The sequence below is a fragment of the Pseudomonas sp. G3-39 genome, from assembly GCF_054790485.1.
Genome location: NZ_CP186497.1, coordinates 3,960,354 through 3,981,547, shown reverse-complemented (window position 1 = coordinate 3,981,547; position 21,194 = coordinate 3,960,354). Strand labels below are relative to the sequence as shown.

Here is a 21,194-nt window from a genome sequence, read left to right as displayed (position 1 = left end):
GTCTGAGTGTAAAGCTGGTTATCGACCCCCGCCACAAGGACGTTCCTTTTCCCTCCGAACAAGCCCCGACATGTTCAGACCTCTCTTCGTATTTATCGGCACGCGTTATACCCGTGCAAAGCGTCGCAATCATTTTGTGTCATTCATTTCCCTGACTTCGATGATCGGGCTCGCCCTCGGCGTGATCGTGATGATCGTGGTGCTTTCGGTGATGAACGGCTTCGATCATGAGATGCGCACCCGCGTGCTGGGCATGGTGCCCCACGCGACTCTTGAAACCGGCGAACCGATCAACGATTGGCAGAGCCTGGCCGCCAAGGTCAAACGCAACCCTGAGGTGACGGCGGTTGCGCCGTTCACCCAGATGCAGGGTTTGCTGACCAACAACGGTCAGGTATCCAAGGTGTTGCTCAACGCCATCGACCCCGCGCTCGAGCGCAATGTGTCGATCATCGACAACTTCATGAAGCAGGGCAAACTCGACGACCTGACGCCGGGCAGCTTCGGCATCGTCATCGGCGACAAGGCTGCGACCAAGCTCGGCGTGGGCCTCGGTGACAAAGTCACCTTCGTCGCGCCGGAGGTCAGCGTGACCCCGGCCGGGATGTTCCCGCGCATGAAGCGCTTTACCGTGGTCGGCATCTTCCATGTCGGCGCCGGTGAGCTGGACGGCTATCTGGGCGTCACCAACCTGCAGGATCTGGCGAAGATGCACCGCTGGAAACCTGATCAGGTGCAGGGCATCCGGTTGAAGTTCGATGATCTGTTCCAGGCGCCGCGCGTGGCCTGGACCATCGCCCAGCAGTTGGGCGAAGACCATTACTTCGCCCGCGACTGGACCCGCACCCACGGCAACCTGTATCAGGCGATCCGCATGGAAAAAGCCATGATCGGTCTGCTATTGCTGCTGATCGTCGCGGTGGCTGCGTTCAACATCATTTCCACGCTGGTGATGGTGGTAAATGACAAGAAGAGCGACATCGCCATTCTGCGTACCCTCGGCGCCACGCCGGGGACGATCATGCGCACGTTCATGGTGCAGGGCACCGTGATCGGCGTGGTCGGTACGGCGATTGGTGCCGTGGTCGGGATCTTCGCTGCGCTCAACGTCAGTGCGGCGATTTCCGCCCTCGAAGGGCTGATCGGCCACAAGTTCCTCAACGCCGATGTGTATTTCATCGATTACCTGCCGTCGCAGGTGCAGAGCCAGGACGTGGTCATGGTCTGCGCCGCTGCGTTGGTCCTGAGTTTCCTCGCCACCCTGTATCCCGCCTGGCGTGCTGCGCGCACCCAGCCGGCGGAGGCGCTACGTTATGAGTGAGTCGGGCATGAGTGATAAAGCAATCTTGAGCTGCCGCAACCTGGGCAAATCCTACGAGGAAGGCCCGGAGTCGGTGCAAGTGTTGGCCGGTCTGCAACTGGAGTTGCACCCGGGCGAGCGTGTGGCGATCGTCGGCAAGTCCGGTTCCGGCAAAAGTACCTTGCTCAACCTGCTGGGCGGTCTCGACACGCCGACTGAAGGCAGCGTCTGGCTCGACGGCGAAGAACTGTCGGCGCTGAGCGAGAAGAAGCGTGGCCTGCTGCGTAACCGTGCCTTGGGGTTCGTGTACCAGTTCCACCACTTGCTGCCGGAATTCACCGCGCTGGAAAACGTCTGCATGCCGCTGCTGATCGGCAAGACCGCGATCCCGGAAGCACGTCAGCGTGCTACCGCGTTGCTGGAGCGCGTGGGGCTGGGCCATCGTCTGGAGCACAAACCGGCCGAGCTGTCCGGTGGCGAGCGCCAGCGTGTGGCTATCGCCCGGGCGCTGGTGAACAATCCAGGCCTGGTGATGCTCGACGAGCCAACCGGCAACCTTGATTCGCACACCGCCGAAGGCATCCAGGACTTGATGCTGGAACTCAGCACTTCGATGCGCACGGCGTTCCTGGTGGTGACTCACGACATGAACCTGGCCCGCCAGATGGACCGCGTCCTGCAGTTGCAAGAAGGTTGCCTGACCGCCATCTGACCGACCGAAACCCGGTGCCTGTGTAAGGCATCGGGTCTTTTATTTTTATACGGTGCCCCAGCGAATGTTCAGACCGTTATCGATCTTTATCGGCACGCGCTATACCCGCGCCAAGCGCCGCAATCGCTTTGTTTCGTTCATCTCGATGACTTCGATGATCGGGCTCGCCCTCGGCGTGCTGGCGATGATCGTGGTGCTGTCGGTGATGAACGGCTTCCAGCGTGAAATGAGCTCGCGCATCCTCGGCATGGTGCCGCACGCGACCATCGTTGGCGTCAAGCCGATCGATGACTGGCAGCCGGTAGCCGCCACCGCGCTGAAAAATCCTGAAGTGACCGCCGCCGTGCCGTTCACCGAGATGGAAGGCATGCTGTCCTACAAGGGTTTGATGCAGCCGATTCAGATCAGCGGCGTCGATCCGGCCCAGGAAGGCAAGGTGTCGATCGTGGCCCAGCACATTGTGCAGGGACGTCTCGATGACCTGAAACCGGGCGAGTTCGGTGTAGTGATCGGTGAAATCACCGCGCGCCGCTTCCGCCTCAACGTCGGCGACAAGATCACTCTGATCGTGCCGGAAGTCAGCACCGCACCGGGTGGCATTACCCCGCGCATGCAGCGCCTGAACGTGGTCGGTGTGTTCAAGGTCGGCGCTGAACTGGACGGCTCGATGGGGCTGATCCACGTGGCCGATGCCGCGACCATGCAGCACTGGCAGCCGAATCAAGTGCAGAGCGTGCGCCTGGCGGTGAAGGATCTGTACGCCGCGCCGAAAGTCTCCTCGGACATCGCCGCAGGCCTCGGTGCCGAGTTCAAGGCTGACGACTGGACTCACACCCAGGGCAGCCTGTTCAGCGCGATGAAAATGGAAAAAACCATGATCGGCCTGCTGTTGCTGATGATCGTTGCGGTGGCGGCGTTCAACATCATCGCCACGCTGATCATGGTGGTTAACGACAAGGGCGCGGACATCGCGATCCTGCGCACCATCGGCGCCACGCCCCGGCAGATCATGGCGATCTTCATGGTGCAGGGCACGGTGATCGGCATTGTCGGCACACTGATTGGTGGCGTGCTCGGCGTGATCGCGGCACTGAATGTCAGCGAGATGGTCGGCTGGGTCGAGCGCGTTACCGGGCAGCATATCTTCAGTTCCGACGTGTACTTCGTCAGCAACCTGCCTTCGGAATTGCAGGGCGGGGATGTGCTGTTGATCTGCTCGGCGGGGTTTGTTCTGAGCTTCCTGGCGACGGTGTACCCGGCGTTGCGGGCGGCGAAGATCGAGCCGGCGCATGCGCTGAGATATTCGTAAGCGCCAATACCGTCTTCGCGAGCAGGCTCGCTCCCACAGGGAAATGCATTCCAATTGTGGGAGCGAGCCTGCTCGCGAAGGGGCCGGTCCTATCGACCTCATTCTCCTTTGGGCAACTCGATCACAAACCGCGTCCACCCCGCAGCCGATTCGCAATGAATCTGCCCACCATGGGCGCGGACGATCGATTGGGTAATCGCCAGCCCCAGCCCCGCATGTTCACTGCTGCCTTCCTGCCGCGCCGGATCTGCTCGATAAAACCGGTCAAACAGCCGTGGCAACAACTCTGCCGAAATGCCTTCGCCACTGTTCTCCACCGACACCTGCGCTATGTGCGGTTGATCGACGATGGACAGGCGCACGCTGCCTGACGCCGGGGTGAAGCGCAGCGCGTTATCCAGCAGATTCGACAAGGCCCGGCGCAGCATGCTGCGATCGCCTTCTATACGCGCATGACCTTCGCGGCTCAGCGTCACCCCGGCGTCCTCGGCCAGTGGCGCAAAAAACTCCAGCAATACATCGCTCTCATCCGCCAGCTCCAGCACCTCACGCTTGGGCATCAGCAAACCGTGGTCAGCCTTGGCCAGATAAAGCATGTCGTTGACCAGTTGGGCCATCCATTGCAGTTCTTCGAGGTTGCTGTGCAGGGCTTCGCGGTAATCCTCGATCGGTCGCGGGCGGGTGAGGGTGACCTGGGTGTGGGTCAGCAGGTTCGACAGCGGAGTGCGCAGTTCATGGGCGATGTCGGCAGAGAACGCCGACAGCCGTTGAAACGAGTCGTCGAGGCGTCCGAGCATGGCGTTGAAGCTGTGGGCCATTTCTGCAAGTTCTGGCGGCATTTGCGCTTCCGGCAGTCGGGCGTTGAGCGAATGTGCAGAAATCCCACGGGCGACTGCGCTCATACGGCGCAACGGACGCAAACCGCTGCGCGCGGCCCACGCGCCGAGCAGCGCGGTGGCCAGGGCCGACAAGCCGACGGTCAGCCAGATCAGATGCTGCATGCGTTGCAGGAAGTGCTGGTGATGGGTGATGTCCAGCAGCAGAGTGAGCTGTGGCGAGTCGGTTTTGTCAGGGTAGAGCGGGGCGTTGAGCACGCGGTAGTCGGCGCCGTCATGGCTGATGGTCGACAGGCCCGGCTGTTGCGGCAAGTCCTGCGGTAAATTGATCGAGCTGTCGTACCAGCGCTGGCCGTCACTGCCGGTAATACGCAGCGCCAGATCGGCCTGACGGCTCAGCTCATCCGCCAGCCGCGCCTCACGCTGAACGGGTTGCACATCCTGCAAGGCACGGCGCAAACCGATCAGCTTGCCGTCCAGCAATTGCTGATCGAGCTCAATGAAGTGCGCCTCGCTGGCGCGGCTGAACAGCACCCCGGCGAATAGCGAGACCACGGCGGTGCAGGCGGCAAAGAGCAGCGCCAGACGAGAAGTCAGCGACAGGCGACGCATCAGGCCGGACGCTCTTCAAGCACGTAACCCATGCCGCGCACGGTGTGGATCAGTTTGTTGGGGAAGTCATCGTCGATCTTCAGGCGCAGGCGACGGATCGCCACTTCGATCACGTTGGTGTCGCTGTCGAAGTTCATGTCCCAGACTTGCGAGGCAATCAGCGATTTCGGCAGCACTTCACCCTGACGGCGCAGAAGCATTTCCAGCAGGGCGAATTCCTTGGCGGTGAGGTCGATGCGCTGGCCACTGCGTTCGACCCGACGGCGAATCAGGTCCAGACGCAGGTCGGCCAGTTGCAGACTGGTTTCCTGGGGCAGGGCGCTGCCCCGGCGCAGCAGGCTGCGCACCCGGGCCAGCAATTCGGAAAAGGCGAACGGTTTGACCAGATAATCGTCGGCGCCGAGTTCGAGGCCGTGAACCCGATCTTCGACTGCATCTTTGGCGGTCAGAAACAGCACTGGCGTGTCGAGGCCGGCACTACGCACCGCCTGCAGAATCTGCCAGCCACTGCGCCCGGGCAGCATCACGTCGAGAATCAACAGCGCATAATCTCCGCTCAACGCCAGTTGCTGACCGCTGACGCCGTCGGCCACCAGTTCTGTGTTGAAACCGGCCTCGGTCAGGCCCTGGCGCAGGTAGTGGCCGGTTTTCGGTTGGTCTTCGACGATCAGCAGTTTCATGGGCGACTCGGGTTGTAGGAACAAAAGCGTTATACCGTGGGAGCAGGCGACGCACGCCAACCTGACAAAGTTGTAATCTGCCTGTCAGGTAGCTGCCAGCGCAGGCGGGCTAGAGTTTCCCACAGGCTGAACCTTATCTTGTTGGAGTATGACTATGTTTTTGCGCAACCCTCTGACCGTCGCCGCCTGTGTGCTGGCGCTGAGTTCACCTGTCTGGGCCGCACCCGCGCACAGCTATGATTTCGGCCAACCGGCACCAGCAGCCAAGGCTACTCGCAGCATTGAAGTTGTACTGAACGACATGTCGTTCGATCCCAAGGCGATTCAGGTCAAGGCCGGTGAGACGGTTCGCTTTGTGCTGGTGAATAAAGGCCAGTTGCTGCACGAATTCAACCTCGGTGACGCGGCGATGCATGCCCAGCACCAGCAGGAAATGTTGCAGATGCAGCAAAGCGGCATGCTCACGCCTACCGGCATGAAAGAAATGTCCCACGACATGGCGGGTATGGATCACGGCAGCATGGGCCACGGCATGAAGCACGACGACCCCAATAGCGTGCTGGTCGAGCCGGGCAAGACCGCCGAGCTGACCTGGACCTTCAGCAAGGCCAGCAGCCTGGAATTTGCCTGCAATATTCCCGGTCACTACCAGGCGGGCATGGTCGGCAAACTGACTGTCAGTCAGTAAGCACTCAAAGGCGGGCGCAAAGGCTGATAGAATCCGCTGATTCTTCAGTCAGGTTTCCGCCATGCATCCCGCAGCCGAACATTCGCCGCTGGGCAAATCCAGCGAATACATCGCCACGTACACGCCGTCCCTGCTGTTCCCGATTCCGCGCACCGCGAAATGGGCCGAGCTGGGCCTGACCGCCGAAACCCTGCCGTATAAAGGCGTGGATTTCTGGAATTGCTTCGAACTGTCGTGGCTGTTGCCGTCGGGCAAGCCGGTGGTGGCAATCGGTGAATTCAGCATTCCGGCGGATTCGCCGAACATCATCGAATCGAAGTCGTTCAAGTTGTACCTGAATTCGCTGAATCAGACGCCGTTTGCCGATATCGCCAGCCTCGAAGCGACGCTGGTCAAGGACCTGTCGGCCGCTGCCGGCAAACCGGTCGGCGTACGGGTACGCAGTCTGAAGGACGTCGAAGCCGAAGGCGTGTTGGCGTTGCCGGGCGTGTGCATCGACGATCTGGACATCAGCGTCAGCAACTATGAGCATCCGCGTCCGGAACTGCTGCGTTGCGATGATTCGAAGATTGTCGAAGAGAGCGTGCATAGCCATCTGCTCAAATCCAACTGCCCGGTGACCAGTCAGCCGGACTGGGGCAGCGTGGTGGTGGAATATCGTGGCGCGGCGCTGGATCACGCCAGTCTGCTGGAATACATCGTCAGCTTCCGCCAGCACTCGGACTTCCACGAGCAGTGCGTGGAGCGGATTTTCCTCGACCTGCAACGTTTGCTGAAGCCGGAGAAACTCACGGTGTTTGCGCGCTATGTGCGTCGGGGTGGGCTGGATATCAACCCGTATCGCAGCACTGAAGCGGTACAACTGCCGAACCATCGTCTGGTCCGTCAATAAACATCTGAATTGTGGGAGCGAGCAAGCCCGCTCCCACATTGGACTGCGTTTCAAATTGTGGAAATGAAAAAGCCCTGCCAGCGCTGGCAGGGCTTTTTGCATTTCAGGGGAGGGAAATCAGATCCCCATGCTACCCAGCGCATTGACGATATTGCGCAGGGTGCCGGCAATGGCTGGGTGTTCGAGTTCAAAGCGGTCCACCGCCAGGTTCACGCCATCGGCGATGCTGGCATCCTGAGTGGCGTTCTCCAGTTTGATTTCCGATTCGATCTGCGCCATCAGCGCATGCAGATCTTTACGCTCGGCTTCGGACAGCGGAGGATTCTGCTCCAGTTGCTCGCGCAGGGTGTCGAGTTGTTTTTGCAGTTCTTGGGCGGGCATGGTGGGGTTCCTTTTATCAAGAGGCACTGGCATTGACCGCAGCCGCGCGCCAAAGGTCTATGGCTGACCTTTAGATTAATCCACTCTGCGGCAACCTGCATGATCCCGGTCAGGGCTTTTCGCCCTTGAGGCGGCGCAGGTTGATGTCGGCCAGGCAGGTGTCGAGTTCGCCCAGATGATCGATCACCGAATGCACGCCCAGGTTAAACAACTGCAGGGTCGCCTTGCCGCGGCGCTGTTCGCGTTCCTGTTGGCTCAAGGCTTGCCACTCGCTCGGCGACAGGCCGCACAGTGAGCCGCAGGACGCCAGGCCGATGGTCCACAGCCCGGCGTTGAGGCCCGCTTGCAGCAACCGGGGCTCGCCGCTCACCAGCACGCAGCCATCCAGGCAGCTGACGTTCAAAACCATCAGCGCCTGCCAGCAGGCGTTCGGTGCGGGCCATGGATTGATTGTTGCTGAATATTGCGTCGGTTTGATCCACGCCGGCAGAGAGGCCGCCAAGGGTTGCGCGAGGGCAGGGGGCAGCTCGTCGATCCACGCACAGGGAATCTGCTGGCGCTGCAGGCTGAGCAGGCTGTCGAGAGCGCCGGGTGTGGCGTCGGCGTGCTCGGGCAGTACGCTGGCGTGTTGATGGGCACGGGCGCCGAAATCCACCAGACAGCCACTGAGTCCGAACAGCACGGCGGTCAGGCCGGGCGCGGCGACAGGCAAGACTTCAGCGTGGGTCATGGCAACGTCCCTGAAATAAGCATGAGGCTAGGCGACATCGGTGACAGTTGGATGACAGGTGTGTGAAGGCGCTCCCTGGAAACGTCCTGCATTACTCTTCACGGGCAGACTGCCCAAAACGGCTTTTGCGCTTATACTAGCGCTCTTAACGCCTGGGCCCGGGGCCCGCGCCAGTAAAAATCCAAGGAGTTTTTCTATGCGCTGGAGCAATCCTCTCGCTCAGCTATGTGTATGTGCCAGCGTCCTGCTGGTTCCGTTCGCCGCCAACGCTGCAACGGAAGAAGACCCTTGGGAAAGCGTCAACCGCCCGATCTTCCAGTTCAACGACTTCGTCGACACCTACGCGCTCAAGCCGCTGGCGCAGGGTTATGAGTTCGTGACGCCGCAGTTCCTCGAAGACGGCATCCACAACATGTTCCGCAACGTCGGTGACGTCACCAACCTGGCGAACAACATTCTGCAGGCCAAGCCGGCAGCAGCCGGTGTCGATACCGCGCGTATCATCTTCAACACCACCTTCGGCCTGCTGGGCTTCTTCGATGTCGGTACCAAAATGGGCCTGAATCGCAGTGACGAAGACTTCGGTCAGACCCTCGGTTACTGGGGCGTCAGCAGCGGCCCTTACGTGATGCTGCCGTTGCTCGGCCCGAGCACCCTGCGTGATGCACCGTCCAAGTACGTCGACAGCTACACCGGTCCGTACCGCTACATCAACGACGTGCCTGTCCGTAACTCGGTGTTCGGCCTGAACATCGTCGACACCCGCGCCAGCCTGCTGTCGAGCGAGAAGCTGATCAGCGGCGACAAATACACCTTCATCCGCAACGCCTACCTGCAGAACCGCGAGTTCAAGGTCAAGGATGGTCAGGTCGAAGACGATTTTTAATTTCGACCGATGACAGGAAGGCGGCCCATGAGGCCGCCTTTTTTGTGTGCGCTTATTTCATCAGCAGAATGGTCAGGCCGAGCTTCTGGCCATCGCCGTCCTGAGCCTTGACCCAGACCACTTCGGTCTCCGCCTCCAGCCCGCTCAACGCCGCATGCTCGGAATCGATGCGCACGCTCAAACGATCGCCAACCGCGAACTGGCGCGGCGCTTCGACCTGCATGCCGCTGCTGGAGAGGTCGATGCACACGCCGGCGATCTCATCGCCTTCATGAATCAGCACCACATCGGCATCGACCCGCATGCGGATGAAATCGCGCTTTTCGCTGTAGTCCCGACCGGTTTGACTCATGGCTTCGACCTTCCATTGGGTTACGGTTTGAGCTGTTCTTATAACTCTCGGTGATTTGACAAGTAAAGTCGTCAAGCGACCATCGGCGCATGCTTGAAACGCCCCGCGGATGGGAGTACCGTCTGCGCCTTAGAAGGGCACCTCTGGTGCAATCGCGTTCCGGCTCAGTGCTCGAAAGCGGTGCAGCAGAGAGGCTAGAAAGCGAATCCAGTAGTCTGAGCCGGGCCGATGCCCCGCCTGCTACGCCAACCTAATTCTGGCGCCGTTTGCCCACATGCCAAAAACCAGTGCCACGCTGCTGATAATCGATGATGACGAAGTAGTGCGCGCGAGCCTCGCGGCCTATTTGGAAGACAGTGGTTTCAGCGTCCTGCAGGCCAGCAACGGCCAGCAGGGTCTTCAGGTATTCGAGCAAGACAAGCCCGACTTGGTCATCTGCGATCTGCGCATGCCGCAGATGGGTGGTCTCGAACTTATCCGTCAGGTCACCGAGCGCTCACCGCAAACGCCGATGATCGTCGTTTCGGGTGCCGGCGTGATGAACGACGCGGTCGAGGCGCTGCGCCTGGGTGCGGCGGACTACCTGATCAAGCCTCTCGAAGACCTGGCCGTGCTCGAGCATTCGGTGCGTCGCGCGCTGGATCGCGCGCGCCTGCTGCTGGAGAACCAGCGCTACCGCGAGAAGCTGGAGAAGGCCAACCGCGAGCTCGAGGCCAGCCTGAACCTGCTCCAGGAAGACCAGAACGCCGGTCGCCAGGTGCAGATGAACATGCTGCCGGAAAGCCCGTGGCGCATCGACGAGTTCCAGTTTGCCCACCAGATCATCCCGTCGCTGTATCTGTCGGGTGATTTTGTCGACTACTTCCGTGTCGACGAGCGTCGGGTGGCGTTCTACCTGGCCGACGTATCGGGCCATGGCGCCTCGTCAGCGTTCGTCACGGTGCTGCTGAAGTTCATGACCACGCGCCTGCTGTTCGAGTCCAAGCGCAACGGTACGTTGCCGGAATTCAAGCCTTCGGAAGTCCTTGGTCATATCAACCGGGGGCTGATCAGTTGTAAGCTGGGCAAACACGTCACAATGGTCGGTGGAGTCATCGACGAGGAGACCGGTTTGTTGACCTATAGCATCGGCGGCCATCTGCCGTTGCCTGTGTTGTACACGCCTGACAGTGTTCGTTACCTCGAAGGCCGCGGTTTGCCGGTGGGCCTGTTCAATGAGGCCACCTACGAAGATCACGTGCTTGAGCTGCCTCCGACGTTCAGCCTGACGCTGATGTCCGACGGCATTCTGGATCTGTTGCCAGAACCGACGCTCAAGGAAAAAGAAGCCGCTTTGCCCCAACGGGTGAAGTCGGCGGGCGGCAGCCTGGATGGTCTGCGGCAAGTGTTTGGATTGGCCACGCTAGGGGAGATGCCGGATGATATCGCCCTGTTGGTGTTGAGCAGGAACCTTCAATGAGTACCGGTAGAATCCAGTTCGCCGAGCAGGACGGCACCTTCGTCCTGAAGTTCGTCGGTGAAGTTCGCCTGACCCTGTGTTCGGCGTTGGATGCGACTATTGAGAAAATCTTCACCGCGTTGAATTTCAACGCGATCGTGATCGATTTGACCGAAACCCGCAGCATCGACAGCACCACCCTCGGCCTGCTGGCCAAACTGTCGATCCTGTCGCGGCAAAAGGTCGGCCTGCTGCCGACCGTCGTCACCACCCACGAAGACATCACCCGTCTGCTGCAGTCGATGGGCTTCGAGCAGGTGTTCAACATCGTCAACCACCCGGTGCCGTGCCCCGAGTGCCTGGATGACCTGCCGGATCAGGACCAGTCCGAAGAAGTGGTGCGGATCAAGGTGCTCGAAGCGCACAAGATCCTCATGGGCCTGAACGACTCCAATCGTGAAGCCTTTCATGATCTGGTGAATGCCCTCGAAAGGCATTGATGGCCTGAAATGTGGGTAGGGTCTGCTGGCCCTATCGCGAGCAGGCTCACTCCTACAGGGTTTCTCATTCGACGCATAATCTTGAGTAATCCACAGATCCACTGTAGGAGTGAGCCTGCTCGCGATAGCTCTCGTCAAAACACTAATAATCCAGCAGGCACAAAAAAAGGGCGAACCCGTTTGGGTTCGCCCTTTTTGCGTTTCAGCGACTCAGATCACAGCTTGGCCTGCAGCAGCGCCTCGAGCTTCTCCTGGTCACGGGCAAACTGACGGATGCCCTCAGCCAGTTTCTCGGTAGCCATCGCGTCTTCGTTGGACAGCCAGCGGAATTGCGCTTCGTTGAGGCTCAGGCGCGCTTCGCCGGCGTGGCCCGGGGCGAGTTTGCGCTCCAGTTTGCCGGTGTCTGCCGCGAGCTTGTCGATCAGGTCCGGGCTGATGGTCAGGCGATCGCAGCCGGCCAGTTGCTCGATCTGGCTCAGGTTGCGGAAGCTGGCACCCATGACCACGGTCTTGTAGTCATTGGCCTTGTAGTAGTTGTAGATGCGGGTCACCGACTGCACGCCCGGATCATCGGCGCCGGTGTAGTCGTTGCCGTTAGCCTTCTTGTACCAGTCGTAGATGCGGCCCACGAACGGCGAGATCAGGAACACCCCGGCGTCAGCGCAAGCGGCAGCCTGAGCGAAGGAGAACAGCAGGGTCAGGTTGGTCTGGATGCCTTCCTTCTCGAGGATCTCCGCAGCGCGGATGCCTTCCCAGGTCGAAGCGATCTTGATCAGCACGCGGTCACGGCCGATGCCGGCCTTGTCGTACAGCTCGATCAGGCGATGCGCACGCTTGAGCACGGCGTCCTGGTCGAACGACAGGCGCGCATCCACTTCGGTAGAAATGCGGCCCGGAATCACTTTGAGGATTTCCTGGCCCACGGCGACGCCGAAACGGTCGCTGGCCAGACCCACGTCGCCCTTGCAGTCGCTGACGCAGTCGTTCAGCAGCTCGGCGTAGGCGGGGATGGCGGCTGCCTTGAGCAGCAGGGAAGGGTTGGTGGTGGCGTCGACCGGCTTGACCCGGGCGATCGCTTCGAAGTCGCCGGTATCGGCAACTACGGTAGTCATCTGTTTGAGTTGTTCCAGCTTGGAAGTCATGGGTGTGCTCTGTCCTGTGGGTTTGACGACATTACCCGAGCGTTGACAGCCACTCAAGGGCATCAAGGCGCAACGGGTTCCCCGGGGGCAACAACCTGAGAACGGCTGTTTGAACGGTGGGGCGCGGTATCGATGAATACGATGCCAAAATCGGCCGCAGGTTCAAAGCAACTGACGGCCAGCGCCCCTTGAGCACATTGATGGAGGTTATTGCTGGCTTAGCTGGGTTTTGACCGCAGTTTCTGCCGGTTTCGGCTGGCCATCGGACGTCAACAGACCGAAATTCTTCTCGCGGTCATTGCTGCCGGTGTCGCTGTTTTTCCACTCGTAAATCGAGGTCAGGGCAATGTTGCGGGTTTTGATATCGGCGACGAATGCGCTGATTTTGCTGGCCTGACCCTCAATCCCGCCGTTGGAGGCGAGCGCCGAGATGCCCCATTCGCTGATCACCCCCGGCAGATGGAAGTTCTGCTGGATAAACGCCTGGGCGGTGCTGATCTGCGTGCCGCTCATGCCGTAGGGATGGTAGGAAACCGCGTTGAGGCATTTGGGGTATTCACTGACGATTCGGTTGAGTGCCACAGTGGACGCCGAGCCGGCGGTGGGCGGCCGGGCAAAACCAAAACCGATCACCGGGACAGTCTGGGGTTTGTCTTGCAGGGTCTTGCACGCTGCGCTCATGAACGGCACGAAGGTCGTGTCGAAATTGCCGGTCGGCCAGTAGGTGCCGAGGTCCGGCTCATTCCATAGCTCGATCGCCACCAGTTGTGAGCCATAGGTCGCTGCCAGGCTGGTCAGCGCGTTGGCATACGCGACCCCAGCGTTCGCCAGATCATTGGCCGGTAACGGCTTGGTCGCGCGCAGGGTCATCAGCACCGGCAGACCGGCCGCGCGGGCCACGGCGAAGGCATCGCTGATCTGCTTCTGGTAGGCCGCGCTGGGCAGGCTGTCAGTCCATACGCCAAAACGCACGAAACTGAAGCCGGTGGCTTTGACGCGCTCGGCGTCGGCAGCGGAGAAGGTCTGGACTTTGACCTGAACCCCGATGGTTTTATTGGCGGGCAATGCCGGGAACAGTTCATTGGCCTGGCTCTGGCCGGTTGCCGCCAGCAGTAACAGGGTCAGGGCGCTCAGGGGTTTGAGATGGGCTGATTTCATGTCGGTTCTCCGGGTGAGAAGTGACAACGGCGAAAAGTATCTCGAGATAACTGTTTCGAAACTAACAATCGCACTAAGTGCGCCAATGTTATTTTTTGTCAGGAAAACCAGACCTGAAAATCACAGTTATTTTTAGTCCGTTAATTGTGTTTTGGCGGCTTTTGACCCTGTGGTACTTAATACGCTGGTACTAACAGGGCGAATCTATTTCTGAGTGCAGAATGATCTAGTGGGTTCATTAAGATCCGCTCTAGATGTTGGCAGAATGATATTACACAGGAATGTAAACCTTGTTCAAAAAGATCCTCGTCGTGTGCGTTGGCAATATTTGCCGAAGTCCGACAGCAGAACTTCTGCTGCGTAACGCGCTGACCCCCTCAACCATTTCGGTGACGTCCGCAGGTCTCTGTGCGCGGGTTGGCGAAGGCATGGAAGCCTCGGCGCGCCAGGTGCTGGAAGACCACGGGCACAGCGCCGAGGGTTTCCGGGCCCGGCAATTGACCGCCGATATCGTCAATGAATCAGACCTGATTCTGGTCATGGAAAAACAACATGTGAATCAGGTGCTGAAGATTGCCTCGCACGCCCGAGGCAAAGTATTTCTTCTTGGCAAGTGGCAGAGCGAACGAGAAATACAGGATCCGTATCGTCAAGGTAAGGCCGCTTTTATTCATGCCCATGCATTGATTGAAGATGCTGTTAGCTCGTGGGCGCAGCGCCTCGGACATTGATGAATATTCTTCAGATCAGTGAATGGTAAGAAAGACTTATGCAGTTACCGTCAGTAATCGCCAACCGTGATAACGATCAAGACAGTATTGATCTTCTCGGCATATTCGGCAGTTTGATCGACCAGAAATGGCTGATCGGTGCATTCACCGGTGCGTTCATGGCCGCCGGCGTTGCCTATGCGGTATTGGCGACGCCGGTGTACCTGGCGAACGCGCTGGTGCAGGTCGAACCGAAAAAGAACGACATGCTCGGCTTTTCCGACCTCAGCAGCATGCTCGGCGGGCAATCGCCGTCGGTGACCGAAATCGGCATCATCAAATCCCGTGCGGTGATCGGCAAAACCGTCGACGACCTGCGCCTGGATATCGACGTCACCCCCAACACCTTCCCGGTGGTCGGCGGTTTTCTCGCCCGGCGTTATCGCGGCGAAACCGAGTTCAGCGTGGCGCCGCCGCGTTTTGGCTTCAACAGCTACGCCTGGGGCGGCGAGCGTCTGGAGTTCACTCGGCTCAATCTGCCCAAAGAGTTGTTGGGCAAGAAGCTCACCCTGGTGGCTGGCGAACAACAGCACTTTCAGTTGCTCGATGACAACGACAACCTGTTGGTCGAGGGCGTCGCCGGCGAAGCCTTCGCCCAGGACGGCGTCGAGGGTTTGATCGAGCGCCTGCAAGCCAACCCGGGCACCCGCTTTGAAGTGGTGCGCAATCCACGGATCGTGACCATTCAGGGTTACCAGGATGCGCTGGATATCTCCGAGCAAGGCAAGGAGTCGGGGATTATCCGTCTGGCGCTGGCCAGCGCCGATGCGGCCGAGGCGGTGAAGATCCTCAACAAGATCGCCGCGCTCTACGTGGATCAGAACGTGCGCCGCACCTCGGCGGAAGCGGCGCAGAGCCTGGCGTTCCTGCAAAGTCAGTTGCCGCAGGTCAAGCGTGATCTGGCCAAGGCCAGCGATGCGCTCAACGCGTATCAGACCCACGGCAAGACCGTGAATATTTCTCTGGAAACGCAATCGGTGCTTGGTCAGTCCGTGGCGCTGGAAACGCGGATTTCCGAGCTGAAAATGCAGCAGGCGGAAATGGATCGCAAGTTCACCAAACAGCATCCGGCGTATCGCGCCTTGATGTCGCAGATCGGTGAGTTGACCCAGCAGCAGAAGTCGCTGGAAGGCAAGGTCGGTGATCTGCCGGCCACGCAGCAGGAGCTGCTCAACCTGACCCGGGATGTGGAAGTGGCTTCGCAGATCTACACGCAGTTGCTGAACAAATCCCAGGAACTGGACATCGTCCGCGCCGGGGCGGTGGGCAATGTGCGCCTGATCGATCCGGCGGATGTTGACCTGAGCAGTCCGGTCAAACCGAAAAAAGCCCTGATCGTGCTGATCGCAACGTTCCTCGGCGCCTTTGTCGGCGTAGCCCTGGTGCTGTTGCGCAAATCGTTGAGCAAAGGTCTGGAAGGGCCGGAAGCCATCGAACAGCTCGGGCTGCCGGTGTACGCGTCGATTCCCTACAGCGCCTTGCAGCGTGACGAGGACACGAAAAAGGGCCGGGCCAAAATCACCGCCGAAACACCGGCCTATCTGCTGGCGCTGCGCAACCCGACCGACCTGTCCATCGAGTCGATCCGCAGCCTGCGTACTTGCCTGCATTTCGCCGCGCTGGATTCGACCAACAACCGCATCATGATCTCCGGCCCTAGCCCGCAGGTCGGCAAGACCTTCGTCTCCTCCAACCTCGCGGCGGTCATGGCGCAGAGCGGTCAGCGCGTGCTGCTGATCGACGCCGACATGCGCAAGGGCCACCTGCACAAGACGCTGAATGTGCCGATCGCCAATGGCCTGTCGGATCTGCTGGTCAAGCGCTGCAGCATCGAGCAGGCGGTCAACACGGTGGAAATCGACAACCTGCACTTCATCAGCCGTGGCCAGGTTCCACCGAATCCTTCCGAGTTGTTGATGCATGCCAACTTCCGCGACCTGCTCGCCGAACTCAGTGAACGCTACGACGTGGTGATCATCGATACGCCGCCACTGCTCGCGGTTACCGACGCGGCGATTGTCGGCCGCGAAGCCGGCATCAGCCTGATCGTCACGCGGTTTGCGGTAAACCCGGCCAAGGAAATTGAAGCGACCATTCGCCGCTTCGCGCAGAACGGCATCGAGCTCAAGGGCGCGGTGTTCAACGGCGTCGAGAAGCGCGCTGCCAGCTACTACGGCAATGGCAGCTATGGCTATTACAACTACGAATACGCGTCGGACAAATCCTGAAATCAGGGGCGTTCCAACAGGCATGAAAGTGGGTGGGTTGTGAAGAAAATACTGCACGTGGCTGAAACGATAAAAGGTGGGGTCGCCACCGTTATCCGCACCATCTCGGCGTCGCCCGAAGGCCAGGATTCGAATTACGAGCTGGTCTATCTGGTGCCGCTCGACCAGAAACAAGAGCTGCACGGCATTGATGCACAGCAGATTCGCACGTTCGAACGCAGCGGGCGTGATGTGCGTTCGCTGCTGCGTTTTGCCTGGCAACTGACCCGGGTGATGCTCAAGGAAAAACCCGATGTGGTGCATTTGCACAGCACCTTTTCCGGGGTGATCGGCCGCGTGGTCTGTGTGCTTCTGCGACCGTGGCGCAAGCCGAAAATCGTCTACTGCCCGCACGCCTTTTCGTTCCTGATGGAAAGCTCGCCGACCAAGCAGAAGATCTACGCATGGATCGAGCGGGTCCTGCAGAGAGTCACCGACGTGATCATCTGCGTCAGCCGCTACGAGATGGACAAGGCTGCGCGGTTCGGCATTCAGCGCTCGCGCATGAAGCTGATCTACAACGGCATTCACCAGCGTGACGAAGCACCGAAGACCGAGAGCCCCGCGCCGATTCATCTGCTGTTCGTCGGTCGCCTCGACTACCAGAAGGGCTTCGACGTATTGCTCAAAGCCTTCGCCAAGGTACAGCGCAGCGATCTGAAACTCACAGTGGTCGGCAGTGCGGTCAACGAGGACACGGTCGAGTGCCCCGAGATGGACGCGGTCGAGTACCTGCCGTGGGTCACGCCAGCCGAAGTGCAGGCGCTGTATCAACAGGCCGACGCGCTGATCGTTCCGAGCCGCTGGGAAGGTTTCGCCATGGTGCCGCTGGAAGGCATGGCCATGGGCTTGCCGGTGATTGCCAGCAACTGCACGTCACTGCCCGAACTGGTCACCCATGAAGTGTCCGGCTACGTCTTTCCCACCGGTGATCATCAGGCGCTGGCCGACGTGCTGGCGCGAATCCAGAAGCCGCGGTTGCTCGACCTCGGCAGCGAAGGCCGGAACATCGTGCGCGAGCGCTTCAGTGCCGCGCTGATGATCCGCCAGACCTACGACGTGTATTGCGCTCCCACTTATTAAGTAGAACTCAAGCTTATGAACGTAACGATTTTGCATGGCTACAGTGCCTCCAACTCCGGTGACGGCCTGCTCGTCGATCTGGCCATCGCCTTGGTGCAGCGCAACTTTGGCGAAGACACCGCGATCAATGTCGTGGCGTCCGACCCGCAGTCTTTCGCCTACTTGCCGTACCCGCGATTCGACGCGCCGGTGATGGCGGCCAAGGGCCTGGGGCGGGTCAAGCAGGCGGTGTTTCTCAATCAGTCGTATGCCGGGCTGGCGGATCTGTTGCGCAAGACCGATCTGATCGTCGGCGTCGGTGGCGGCTACATGCGCTCGAAAAGTGCCTTCGAACACATCAAGCTCAAACTCGGCCACGCCAAGCAGCTGGAAACGGCGATCCTCAGCAAGGTGCCGTCGGTCTACCTGCCGCAAAGCATCGGCCCGTTCCATGGCGAGAGCCGCCAGATCGTCGATCACTACGCCAGCGCTGACGCGGTGTTCGTGCGCGATAACCGTTCCTCGGCGATGTTCGATGCCTGCGAAAACGTCTACCGTGCGCCGGATCTGGCGGTGCAGTCGTTGGCCAGCAAGATCCTTCAGCAACCCAAGTTCACCCGCTGCGCCGCATCGCCGGCCACCGTGTGCGTGGTGCTGCGCAAGCCGCCGGAGTGGAGCAAGGAAAAGAAAGTCGCCTACGTTGCCAACCTGAAGTTGCTGCTGCAGCGGCTGAAGAACAAAAGCAAAGTGGTCTGCGCCGTGCAGAGCGCCGTTCGCGGCAACGATGACGGTGCGTTCTATCGCGAACTGGGCATCACCGAGGACCTGCTGTCGTTGAAGGCGACGATTGCCAAATATCAGCCGGACCTGGTGATCTCGGTGCGTCTGCACGGCGCCATCGAGTCGCTGCTGTCCGGTGTCCCGGCGTACCACATCAGCTATGAGCGCAAAGGCTTTGGCGCCTATCAGGACATGGGCGTGGAAGACTGGGTGATCAATGGCGGCGATATCAATGTCGAGCAGATCATCGACACCGTTTATGCGCCGAACGCGCTGTCGAATTTCGGCAAGCGCCTGACCGATACTTGCCGCGAAATCGAAGCCAAGACGGTGATGATGGACGAGATCATCAAAGGCGTCGTTCGATGATATTTCGCTTGCTGCTGCGCGGCGGAGCCTTGGGCGCGAAGTTTCTGCTGGTGTTGGCCATCACCCATTACCTGGGCTACGAAGCGCTGGGGTTTTATGGCGTGGTGGTCGCGGCGTCGCTGATCGCTTCGAAGTTCTACAGCGTTGGTTTCAGTTCCGAGATCAATCGGTTGATCAGCGTTGGCGGCAGCTCGCGGCGGGTGGTCGACAAAGTCCTGTTGCTGTACCTGGCAGTGGGGCTGCTGCTGTCGCTGCTGACGGTGGGGATTTACTCGCTGTTCCAGCAGGTCGAGGCGAGCACCGCGCTGATCCTCTGCGTGACACTGGTGCTGCTCACCGAACACCTGTCGTTCGAGATCAACTCGTTCGTGTTTTCTGCGCAGAAGGCCACGGCAGGCGCGCTGCTGTTCTTCATCAAGACCGGTCTCTGGGCGCTGCTAGCGGTGGGCGGGATGATGCTCGACTGGGTCTCCGGCATCGCCAGTGTGCTGTGGCTGTGGGTGGCCGCCAACGTGCTGGTGATCGTCGCCGGTTACCTGATCGTGGTGAATGTGCACAAGGGTCGGGTCAGCGAAGCACTGACTACCGCGACCGTGTGGAAGGCCGGGTTGCCGTTCTACTTCGGTACGGGCTTGATCGCGCTGAGTCAGTACGCCGAGCGCTTTCTGATTGCCGATCTCGAACCCTACGCCAGCCTCGGTAAATACGTGTATGCGTGGTCGGCGGCGAACACTTTGCAGGCGCTGTCTTACGCGGTAGTGGCGGTGGTCGGCATTCCGGTGCTGGCCAAGCGGTTTCAGGCGGATCAGCAGGCGTTCACCGTACGGCACTTGTTCGTCAACAAGTGGGTGATGCGCTCGTTGGTGGTGTCAGCGGCGGTGGCCGTGTTGATCTATCTGTTCTTCAACGTGGTGCTCGATTATGTCGCCACCAGCGTACCGCGCCCGGACAACGCGATTCTCGGCGTGCTGATCTTTTCCTTTGCCCTGCGGGCCATCGGCGACATCGTCTGGGGCGGTCTGATCGCCTCGAAAAACAGTCGAGTGTCATTCGCCAGCGCGGCAATCTGCCTGCTGGTGTCGGTGCCGGTCAGCTATGTGCTGATCAAGCACTATTCGATTTATGGCGCGGCGTGGGGCAATGTCTTTGCGATCATCGTGCAGCTTGGCGTGATTGCCGTGTTGACCCGAGCGACCCGCGCAAAAGGGGCGCTGGCATGGGGTTGAAGTTGCCGTGCATCGAGTTTCGCGGCCGCAGACTCGATTCTTCGCTGTCGTTCCTGATTCTGTTCACCGGGCTGTTTCTGTCGGTGGCGATGCCGCTGCTGATCCCGCGCGCTCCGGGGCCGGATGCCATGACCTTATGGTCGTCCTACGCCCGCGCCGACAACTGCAATTTCTGGAACCCGTTCTCGCCGGATCGCTCCTCCTACGAGTGTTCGGCGTTCCTGCTGCGGCCCACCGGGATCAACCTGACCAACGCCTGGGCTTACGGGATGTTCTGCAATTTCTTCCTCACGGCGATTCCGGTGGTGGTGTTCCGGCGCATGCCGCTGGCGATCTTCGGCACCCTGTGTCTGTGGGGGATAGTGCGTTCGTTTTTTCTGGAAAACCTGACCAAGGAAATCATCGTCTCGGTGGCGGTGCTGAGCATTTTGTTCAGCTCGCTGACACGCAAATACCGCGGCGGATTTTTTCTGTCGGCGGTGATCTACGGCGTGCTGATCCGGCCTTACTGGATTCTGTTTTCGCTGTCGTGGGTCGGCGTCTGCGTGATGAAGAAGTACGTGTCGCGCTTCACTTTCTTCCTGATGCTGTTCCTGTTTTACCTGGCGGTGGCCATGGCGATCCAGCTGGCGTTGGGGTTTCCGGTGTCGTCGATTCGCGCCAGCAACAACGAGTTGCGCACGGCGGGGGAGGAGGGCTCGAAATCGCTGATTGTCTCGTGGCTCAGCGGCAGTGACTTCGTTTCGCAGGCGCTGGACTCGATGATCATTTTCTTCCGGCTGTCGTTCCCGGTGGAGCTGATTCTGTTGTCCGGGCCGGGCCAGGTGATCTTTGTGGCGCTGATGATCATGACCGCGCTGCTGCTGTTCAAAGTCATCACCTCCACTGATTACAAAGGCGCGCCGATCGAAACCAAACCCAAGGAACTGATCGCGATTCCGCTCGCGTTTTTGCTGGTGCAGGGTTTGTTCGAGCCGGACTTCGGCTCCTTCGCCCGGCACTTTTCCATGGTGGTGCCGGTGCTGTTTGTCGGTCTGGGCCTGATGTTGCGCGCGAACAAACCGGTGCGGGTTGAATCACGAGTTCTGAATTGAGGCAGGTGCT

General features: G+C 59.9%; 21 protein-coding genes. 14 read left to right on the top strand and 7 right to left on the bottom strand.

Going from position 1 to position 21,194, the window contains the following annotated elements; translation table 11 throughout:
* The first annotated feature begins 70 nt into the window (after nt 1–70).
* From ACOYXG_RS17785 to ACOYXG_RS17775, 3 genes are all read left to right on the top strand, one after another.
* Nucleotides 71–1,321: a lipoprotein-releasing ABC transporter permease subunit gene (locus ACOYXG_RS17785; protein ID WP_097088565.1), complete on the top strand. Its 1,251-nt coding sequence runs from the start codon at nt 71–73 to the stop codon at nt 1,319–1,321.
* Between the two features lie 7 nt (nt 1,322–1,328).
* A complete protein-coding gene (gene lolD / locus ACOYXG_RS17780; RefSeq protein ID WP_164747873.1) occupies nt 1,329–2,012 on the top strand; it encodes a lipoprotein-releasing ABC transporter ATP-binding protein LolD in 684 nt (227 codons plus the stop codon).
* Nucleotides 2,013–2,076: 64 nt separating this feature from the next.
* A complete protein-coding gene (locus ACOYXG_RS17775; protein ID WP_097088567.1) occupies nt 2,077–3,321 on the top strand; it encodes a lipoprotein-releasing ABC transporter permease subunit in 1,245 nt (414 codons plus the stop codon).
* A 98-nt stretch (nt 3,322–3,419) separates the two neighbouring features.
* Here the strand turns inward: ACOYXG_RS17775 and ACOYXG_RS17770 are convergent, their stop codons facing one another.
* The gene (locus ACOYXG_RS17770) at nt 3,420–4,769 is read right to left on the bottom strand and encodes a heavy metal sensor histidine kinase (protein WP_460353137.1); all 1,350 of its coding nucleotides are present in this window, start codon (nt 4,767–4,769) and stop codon (nt 3,420–3,422) included.
* A complete protein-coding gene (locus ACOYXG_RS17765; RefSeq protein WP_027611462.1) occupies nt 4,769–5,449 on the bottom strand; it encodes a heavy metal response regulator transcription factor in 681 nt (226 codons plus the stop codon). Before ACOYXG_RS17765 ends, ACOYXG_RS17770 begins: the two co-directional genes overlap by 1 nt.
* Before the next feature lie 154 nt (nt 5,450–5,603).
* Here ACOYXG_RS17765 and copI point away from each other — a divergent pair, with 154 nt between their 5' ends.
* Both copI and queF read left to right on the top strand, forming a co-directional pair.
* Nucleotides 5,604–6,137 (top strand): copper-resistant cuproprotein CopI, encoded by a 534-nt coding sequence (gene copI, locus ACOYXG_RS17760; protein ID WP_333989681.1) that lies wholly within the window; start codon nt 5,604–5,606, stop codon nt 6,135–6,137.
* A 61-nt stretch (nt 6,138–6,198) separates the two neighbouring features.
* Nucleotides 6,199–7,029 (top strand): NADPH-dependent 7-cyano-7-deazaguanine reductase QueF, encoded by an 831-nt coding sequence (queF, locus tag ACOYXG_RS17755; protein ID WP_346651377.1) that lies wholly within the window; start codon nt 6,199–6,201, stop codon nt 7,027–7,029.
* Between the two features lie 117 nt (nt 7,030–7,146).
* On the opposite strand, the gene ACOYXG_RS17750 is transcribed toward queF, so the two are convergent.
* Nucleotides 7,147–7,410, bottom strand: coding sequence for a DUF4404 family protein (locus ACOYXG_RS17750; protein ID WP_460353134.1), 264 nt, complete (start codon nt 7,408–7,410; stop codon nt 7,147–7,149).
* A 109-nt stretch (nt 7,411–7,519) separates the two neighbouring features.
* Nucleotides 7,520–8,140, bottom strand: a complete 621-nt coding sequence (locus ACOYXG_RS17745; RefSeq protein WP_460353132.1) for an HAD family phosphatase — start codon at nt 8,138–8,140, stop codon at nt 7,520–7,522.
* A gap of 196 nt (nt 8,141–8,336) precedes the next feature.
* Here ACOYXG_RS17745 and ACOYXG_RS17740 point away from each other — a divergent pair, with 196 nt between their 5' ends.
* Nucleotides 8,337–9,026 carry an MlaA family lipoprotein gene (locus ACOYXG_RS17740; RefSeq protein ID WP_115989289.1) on the top strand — a complete coding sequence of 230 codons (690 nt, stop codon included), beginning with the start codon at nt 8,337–8,339 and terminating at the stop codon, nt 9,024–9,026.
* Nucleotides 9,027–9,078: 52 nt separating this feature from the next.
* Here ACOYXG_RS17740 and ACOYXG_RS17735 read toward each other — a convergent pair whose 3' ends face one another.
* On the bottom strand, nt 9,079–9,378 hold the full coding sequence (locus ACOYXG_RS17735) for a PilZ domain-containing protein (RefSeq protein WP_460353129.1): 300 nt from the start codon (nt 9,376–9,378) through the stop codon (nt 9,079–9,081).
* Nucleotides 9,379–9,652: 274 nt separating this feature from the next.
* Here ACOYXG_RS17735 and rssB point away from each other — a divergent pair, with 274 nt between their 5' ends.
* Nucleotides 9,653–10,837, top strand: a complete 1,185-nt coding sequence (gene rssB / locus ACOYXG_RS17730; protein WP_041074010.1) for a two-component system response regulator RssB — start codon at nt 9,653–9,655, stop codon at nt 10,835–10,837.
* On the top strand, nt 10,834–11,316 hold the full coding sequence (gene rssC / locus ACOYXG_RS17725) for an anti-sigma factor antagonist RssC (protein ID WP_003226553.1): 483 nt from the start codon (nt 10,834–10,836) through the stop codon (nt 11,314–11,316). Before rssB ends, rssC begins: the two co-directional genes overlap by 4 nt.
* Before the next feature lie 215 nt (nt 11,317–11,531).
* Here rssC and tal read toward each other — a convergent pair whose 3' ends face one another.
* Both tal and ACOYXG_RS17715 read right to left on the bottom strand, forming a co-directional pair.
* Nucleotides 11,532–12,458, bottom strand: a complete 927-nt coding sequence (gene tal, locus ACOYXG_RS17720) for a transaldolase (RefSeq protein WP_096797766.1) — start codon at nt 12,456–12,458, stop codon at nt 11,532–11,534.
* Between the two features lie 207 nt (nt 12,459–12,665).
* Nucleotides 12,666–13,616: a glycosyl hydrolase family 5 gene (locus tag ACOYXG_RS17715; RefSeq protein ID WP_096797765.1), complete on the bottom strand. Its 951-nt coding sequence runs from the start codon at nt 13,614–13,616 to the stop codon at nt 12,666–12,668.
* Nucleotides 13,617–13,906: 290 nt separating this feature from the next.
* Between ACOYXG_RS17715 and ACOYXG_RS17710 the strand changes: the two genes are divergently transcribed.
* Genes ACOYXG_RS17710 through ACOYXG_RS17685 form a run of 6 tightly spaced genes read left to right on the top strand, consistent with a single transcriptional unit; the run spans nt 13,907 to nt 21,184 of the window.
* On the top strand, nt 13,907–14,347 hold the full coding sequence (locus ACOYXG_RS17710) for a low molecular weight protein-tyrosine-phosphatase (protein WP_247269280.1): 441 nt from the start codon (nt 13,907–13,909) through the stop codon (nt 14,345–14,347).
* Between the two features lie 38 nt (nt 14,348–14,385).
* Nucleotides 14,386–16,614 carry a polysaccharide biosynthesis tyrosine autokinase gene (locus ACOYXG_RS17705; RefSeq protein ID WP_027611473.1) on the top strand — a complete coding sequence of 743 codons (2,229 nt, stop codon included), beginning with the start codon at nt 14,386–14,388 and terminating at the stop codon, nt 16,612–16,614.
* A gap of 39 nt (nt 16,615–16,653) precedes the next feature.
* Nucleotides 16,654–17,736, top strand: a complete 1,083-nt coding sequence (locus ACOYXG_RS17700; protein WP_460353123.1) for a glycosyltransferase — start codon at nt 16,654–16,656, stop codon at nt 17,734–17,736.
* Nucleotides 17,737–17,751: 15 nt separating this feature from the next.
* Nucleotides 17,752–18,864, top strand: a complete 1,113-nt coding sequence (locus ACOYXG_RS17695) for a polysaccharide pyruvyl transferase family protein (protein WP_460353120.1) — start codon at nt 17,752–17,754, stop codon at nt 18,862–18,864.
* Nucleotides 18,861–20,090 (top strand): MATE family efflux transporter, encoded by a 1,230-nt coding sequence (locus ACOYXG_RS17690; RefSeq protein ID WP_460353117.1) that lies wholly within the window; start codon nt 18,861–18,863, stop codon nt 20,088–20,090. The genes ACOYXG_RS17695 and ACOYXG_RS17690 overlap by 4 nt, the downstream gene beginning before the upstream one ends.
* Nucleotides 20,081–21,184 (top strand): hypothetical protein, encoded by a 1,104-nt coding sequence (locus tag ACOYXG_RS17685; protein ID WP_115986932.1) that lies wholly within the window; start codon nt 20,081–20,083, stop codon nt 21,182–21,184. The genes ACOYXG_RS17690 and ACOYXG_RS17685 overlap by 10 nt, the downstream gene beginning before the upstream one ends.
* The last annotated feature ends 10 nt before the right edge of the window (nt 21,185–21,194 follow it).

Excerpts from the sequence above, each read along its gene's own strand:
- ACOYXG_RS17785 (WP_097088565.1), top strand. The coding sequence starts at position 71 with ATGTTCAGACCTCTCTTCGTATTTATCGGCACGCGTTATACCCGTGCA.
- lolD (WP_164747873.1), top strand. The coding sequence starts at position 1,329 with ATGAGTGATAAAGCAATCTTGAGCTGCCGCAACCTGGGCAAATCCTAC.
- ACOYXG_RS17775 (WP_097088567.1), top strand. The coding sequence starts at position 2,077 with ATGTTCAGACCGTTATCGATCTTTATCGGCACGCGCTATACCCGCGCC.
- ACOYXG_RS17770 (WP_460353137.1), bottom strand. The coding sequence starts at position 4,769 with ATGCGTCGCCTGTCGCTGACTTCTCGTCTGGCGCTGCTCTTTGCCGCC.
- ACOYXG_RS17765 (WP_027611462.1), bottom strand. The coding sequence starts at position 5,449 with ATGAAACTGCTGATCGTCGAAGACCAACCGAAAACCGGCCACTACCTG.
- copI (WP_333989681.1), top strand. The coding sequence starts at position 5,604 with ATGTTTTTGCGCAACCCTCTGACCGTCGCCGCCTGTGTGCTGGCGCTG.
- queF (WP_346651377.1), top strand. The coding sequence starts at position 6,199 with ATGCATCCCGCAGCCGAACATTCGCCGCTGGGCAAATCCAGCGAATAC.
- ACOYXG_RS17750 (WP_460353134.1), bottom strand. The coding sequence starts at position 7,410 with ATGCCCGCCCAAGAACTGCAAAAACAACTCGACACCCTGCGCGAGCAA.
- ACOYXG_RS17745 (WP_460353132.1), bottom strand. The coding sequence starts at position 8,140 with ATGACCCACGCTGAAGTCTTGCCTGTCGCCGCGCCCGGCCTGACCGCC.
- ACOYXG_RS17740 (WP_115989289.1), top strand. The coding sequence starts at position 8,337 with ATGCGCTGGAGCAATCCTCTCGCTCAGCTATGTGTATGTGCCAGCGTC.
- ACOYXG_RS17735 (WP_460353129.1), bottom strand. The coding sequence starts at position 9,378 with ATGAGTCAAACCGGTCGGGACTACAGCGAAAAGCGCGATTTCATCCGC.
- rssB (WP_041074010.1), top strand. The coding sequence starts at position 9,653 with ATGCCAAAAACCAGTGCCACGCTGCTGATAATCGATGATGACGAAGTA.
- rssC (WP_003226553.1), top strand. The coding sequence starts at position 10,834 with ATGAGTACCGGTAGAATCCAGTTCGCCGAGCAGGACGGCACCTTCGTC.
- tal (WP_096797766.1), bottom strand. The coding sequence starts at position 12,458 with ATGACTTCCAAGCTGGAACAACTCAAACAGATGACTACCGTAGTTGCC.
- ACOYXG_RS17715 (WP_096797765.1), bottom strand. The coding sequence starts at position 13,616 with ATGAAATCAGCCCATCTCAAACCCCTGAGCGCCCTGACCCTGTTACTG.
- ACOYXG_RS17705 (WP_027611473.1), top strand. The coding sequence starts at position 14,386 with ATGCAGTTACCGTCAGTAATCGCCAACCGTGATAACGATCAAGACAGT.
- ACOYXG_RS17695 (WP_460353120.1), top strand. The coding sequence starts at position 17,752 with ATGAACGTAACGATTTTGCATGGCTACAGTGCCTCCAACTCCGGTGAC.
- ACOYXG_RS17690 (WP_460353117.1), top strand. The coding sequence starts at position 18,861 with ATGATATTTCGCTTGCTGCTGCGCGGCGGAGCCTTGGGCGCGAAGTTT.
- ACOYXG_RS17685 (WP_115986932.1), top strand. The coding sequence starts at position 20,081 with ATGGGGTTGAAGTTGCCGTGCATCGAGTTTCGCGGCCGCAGACTCGAT.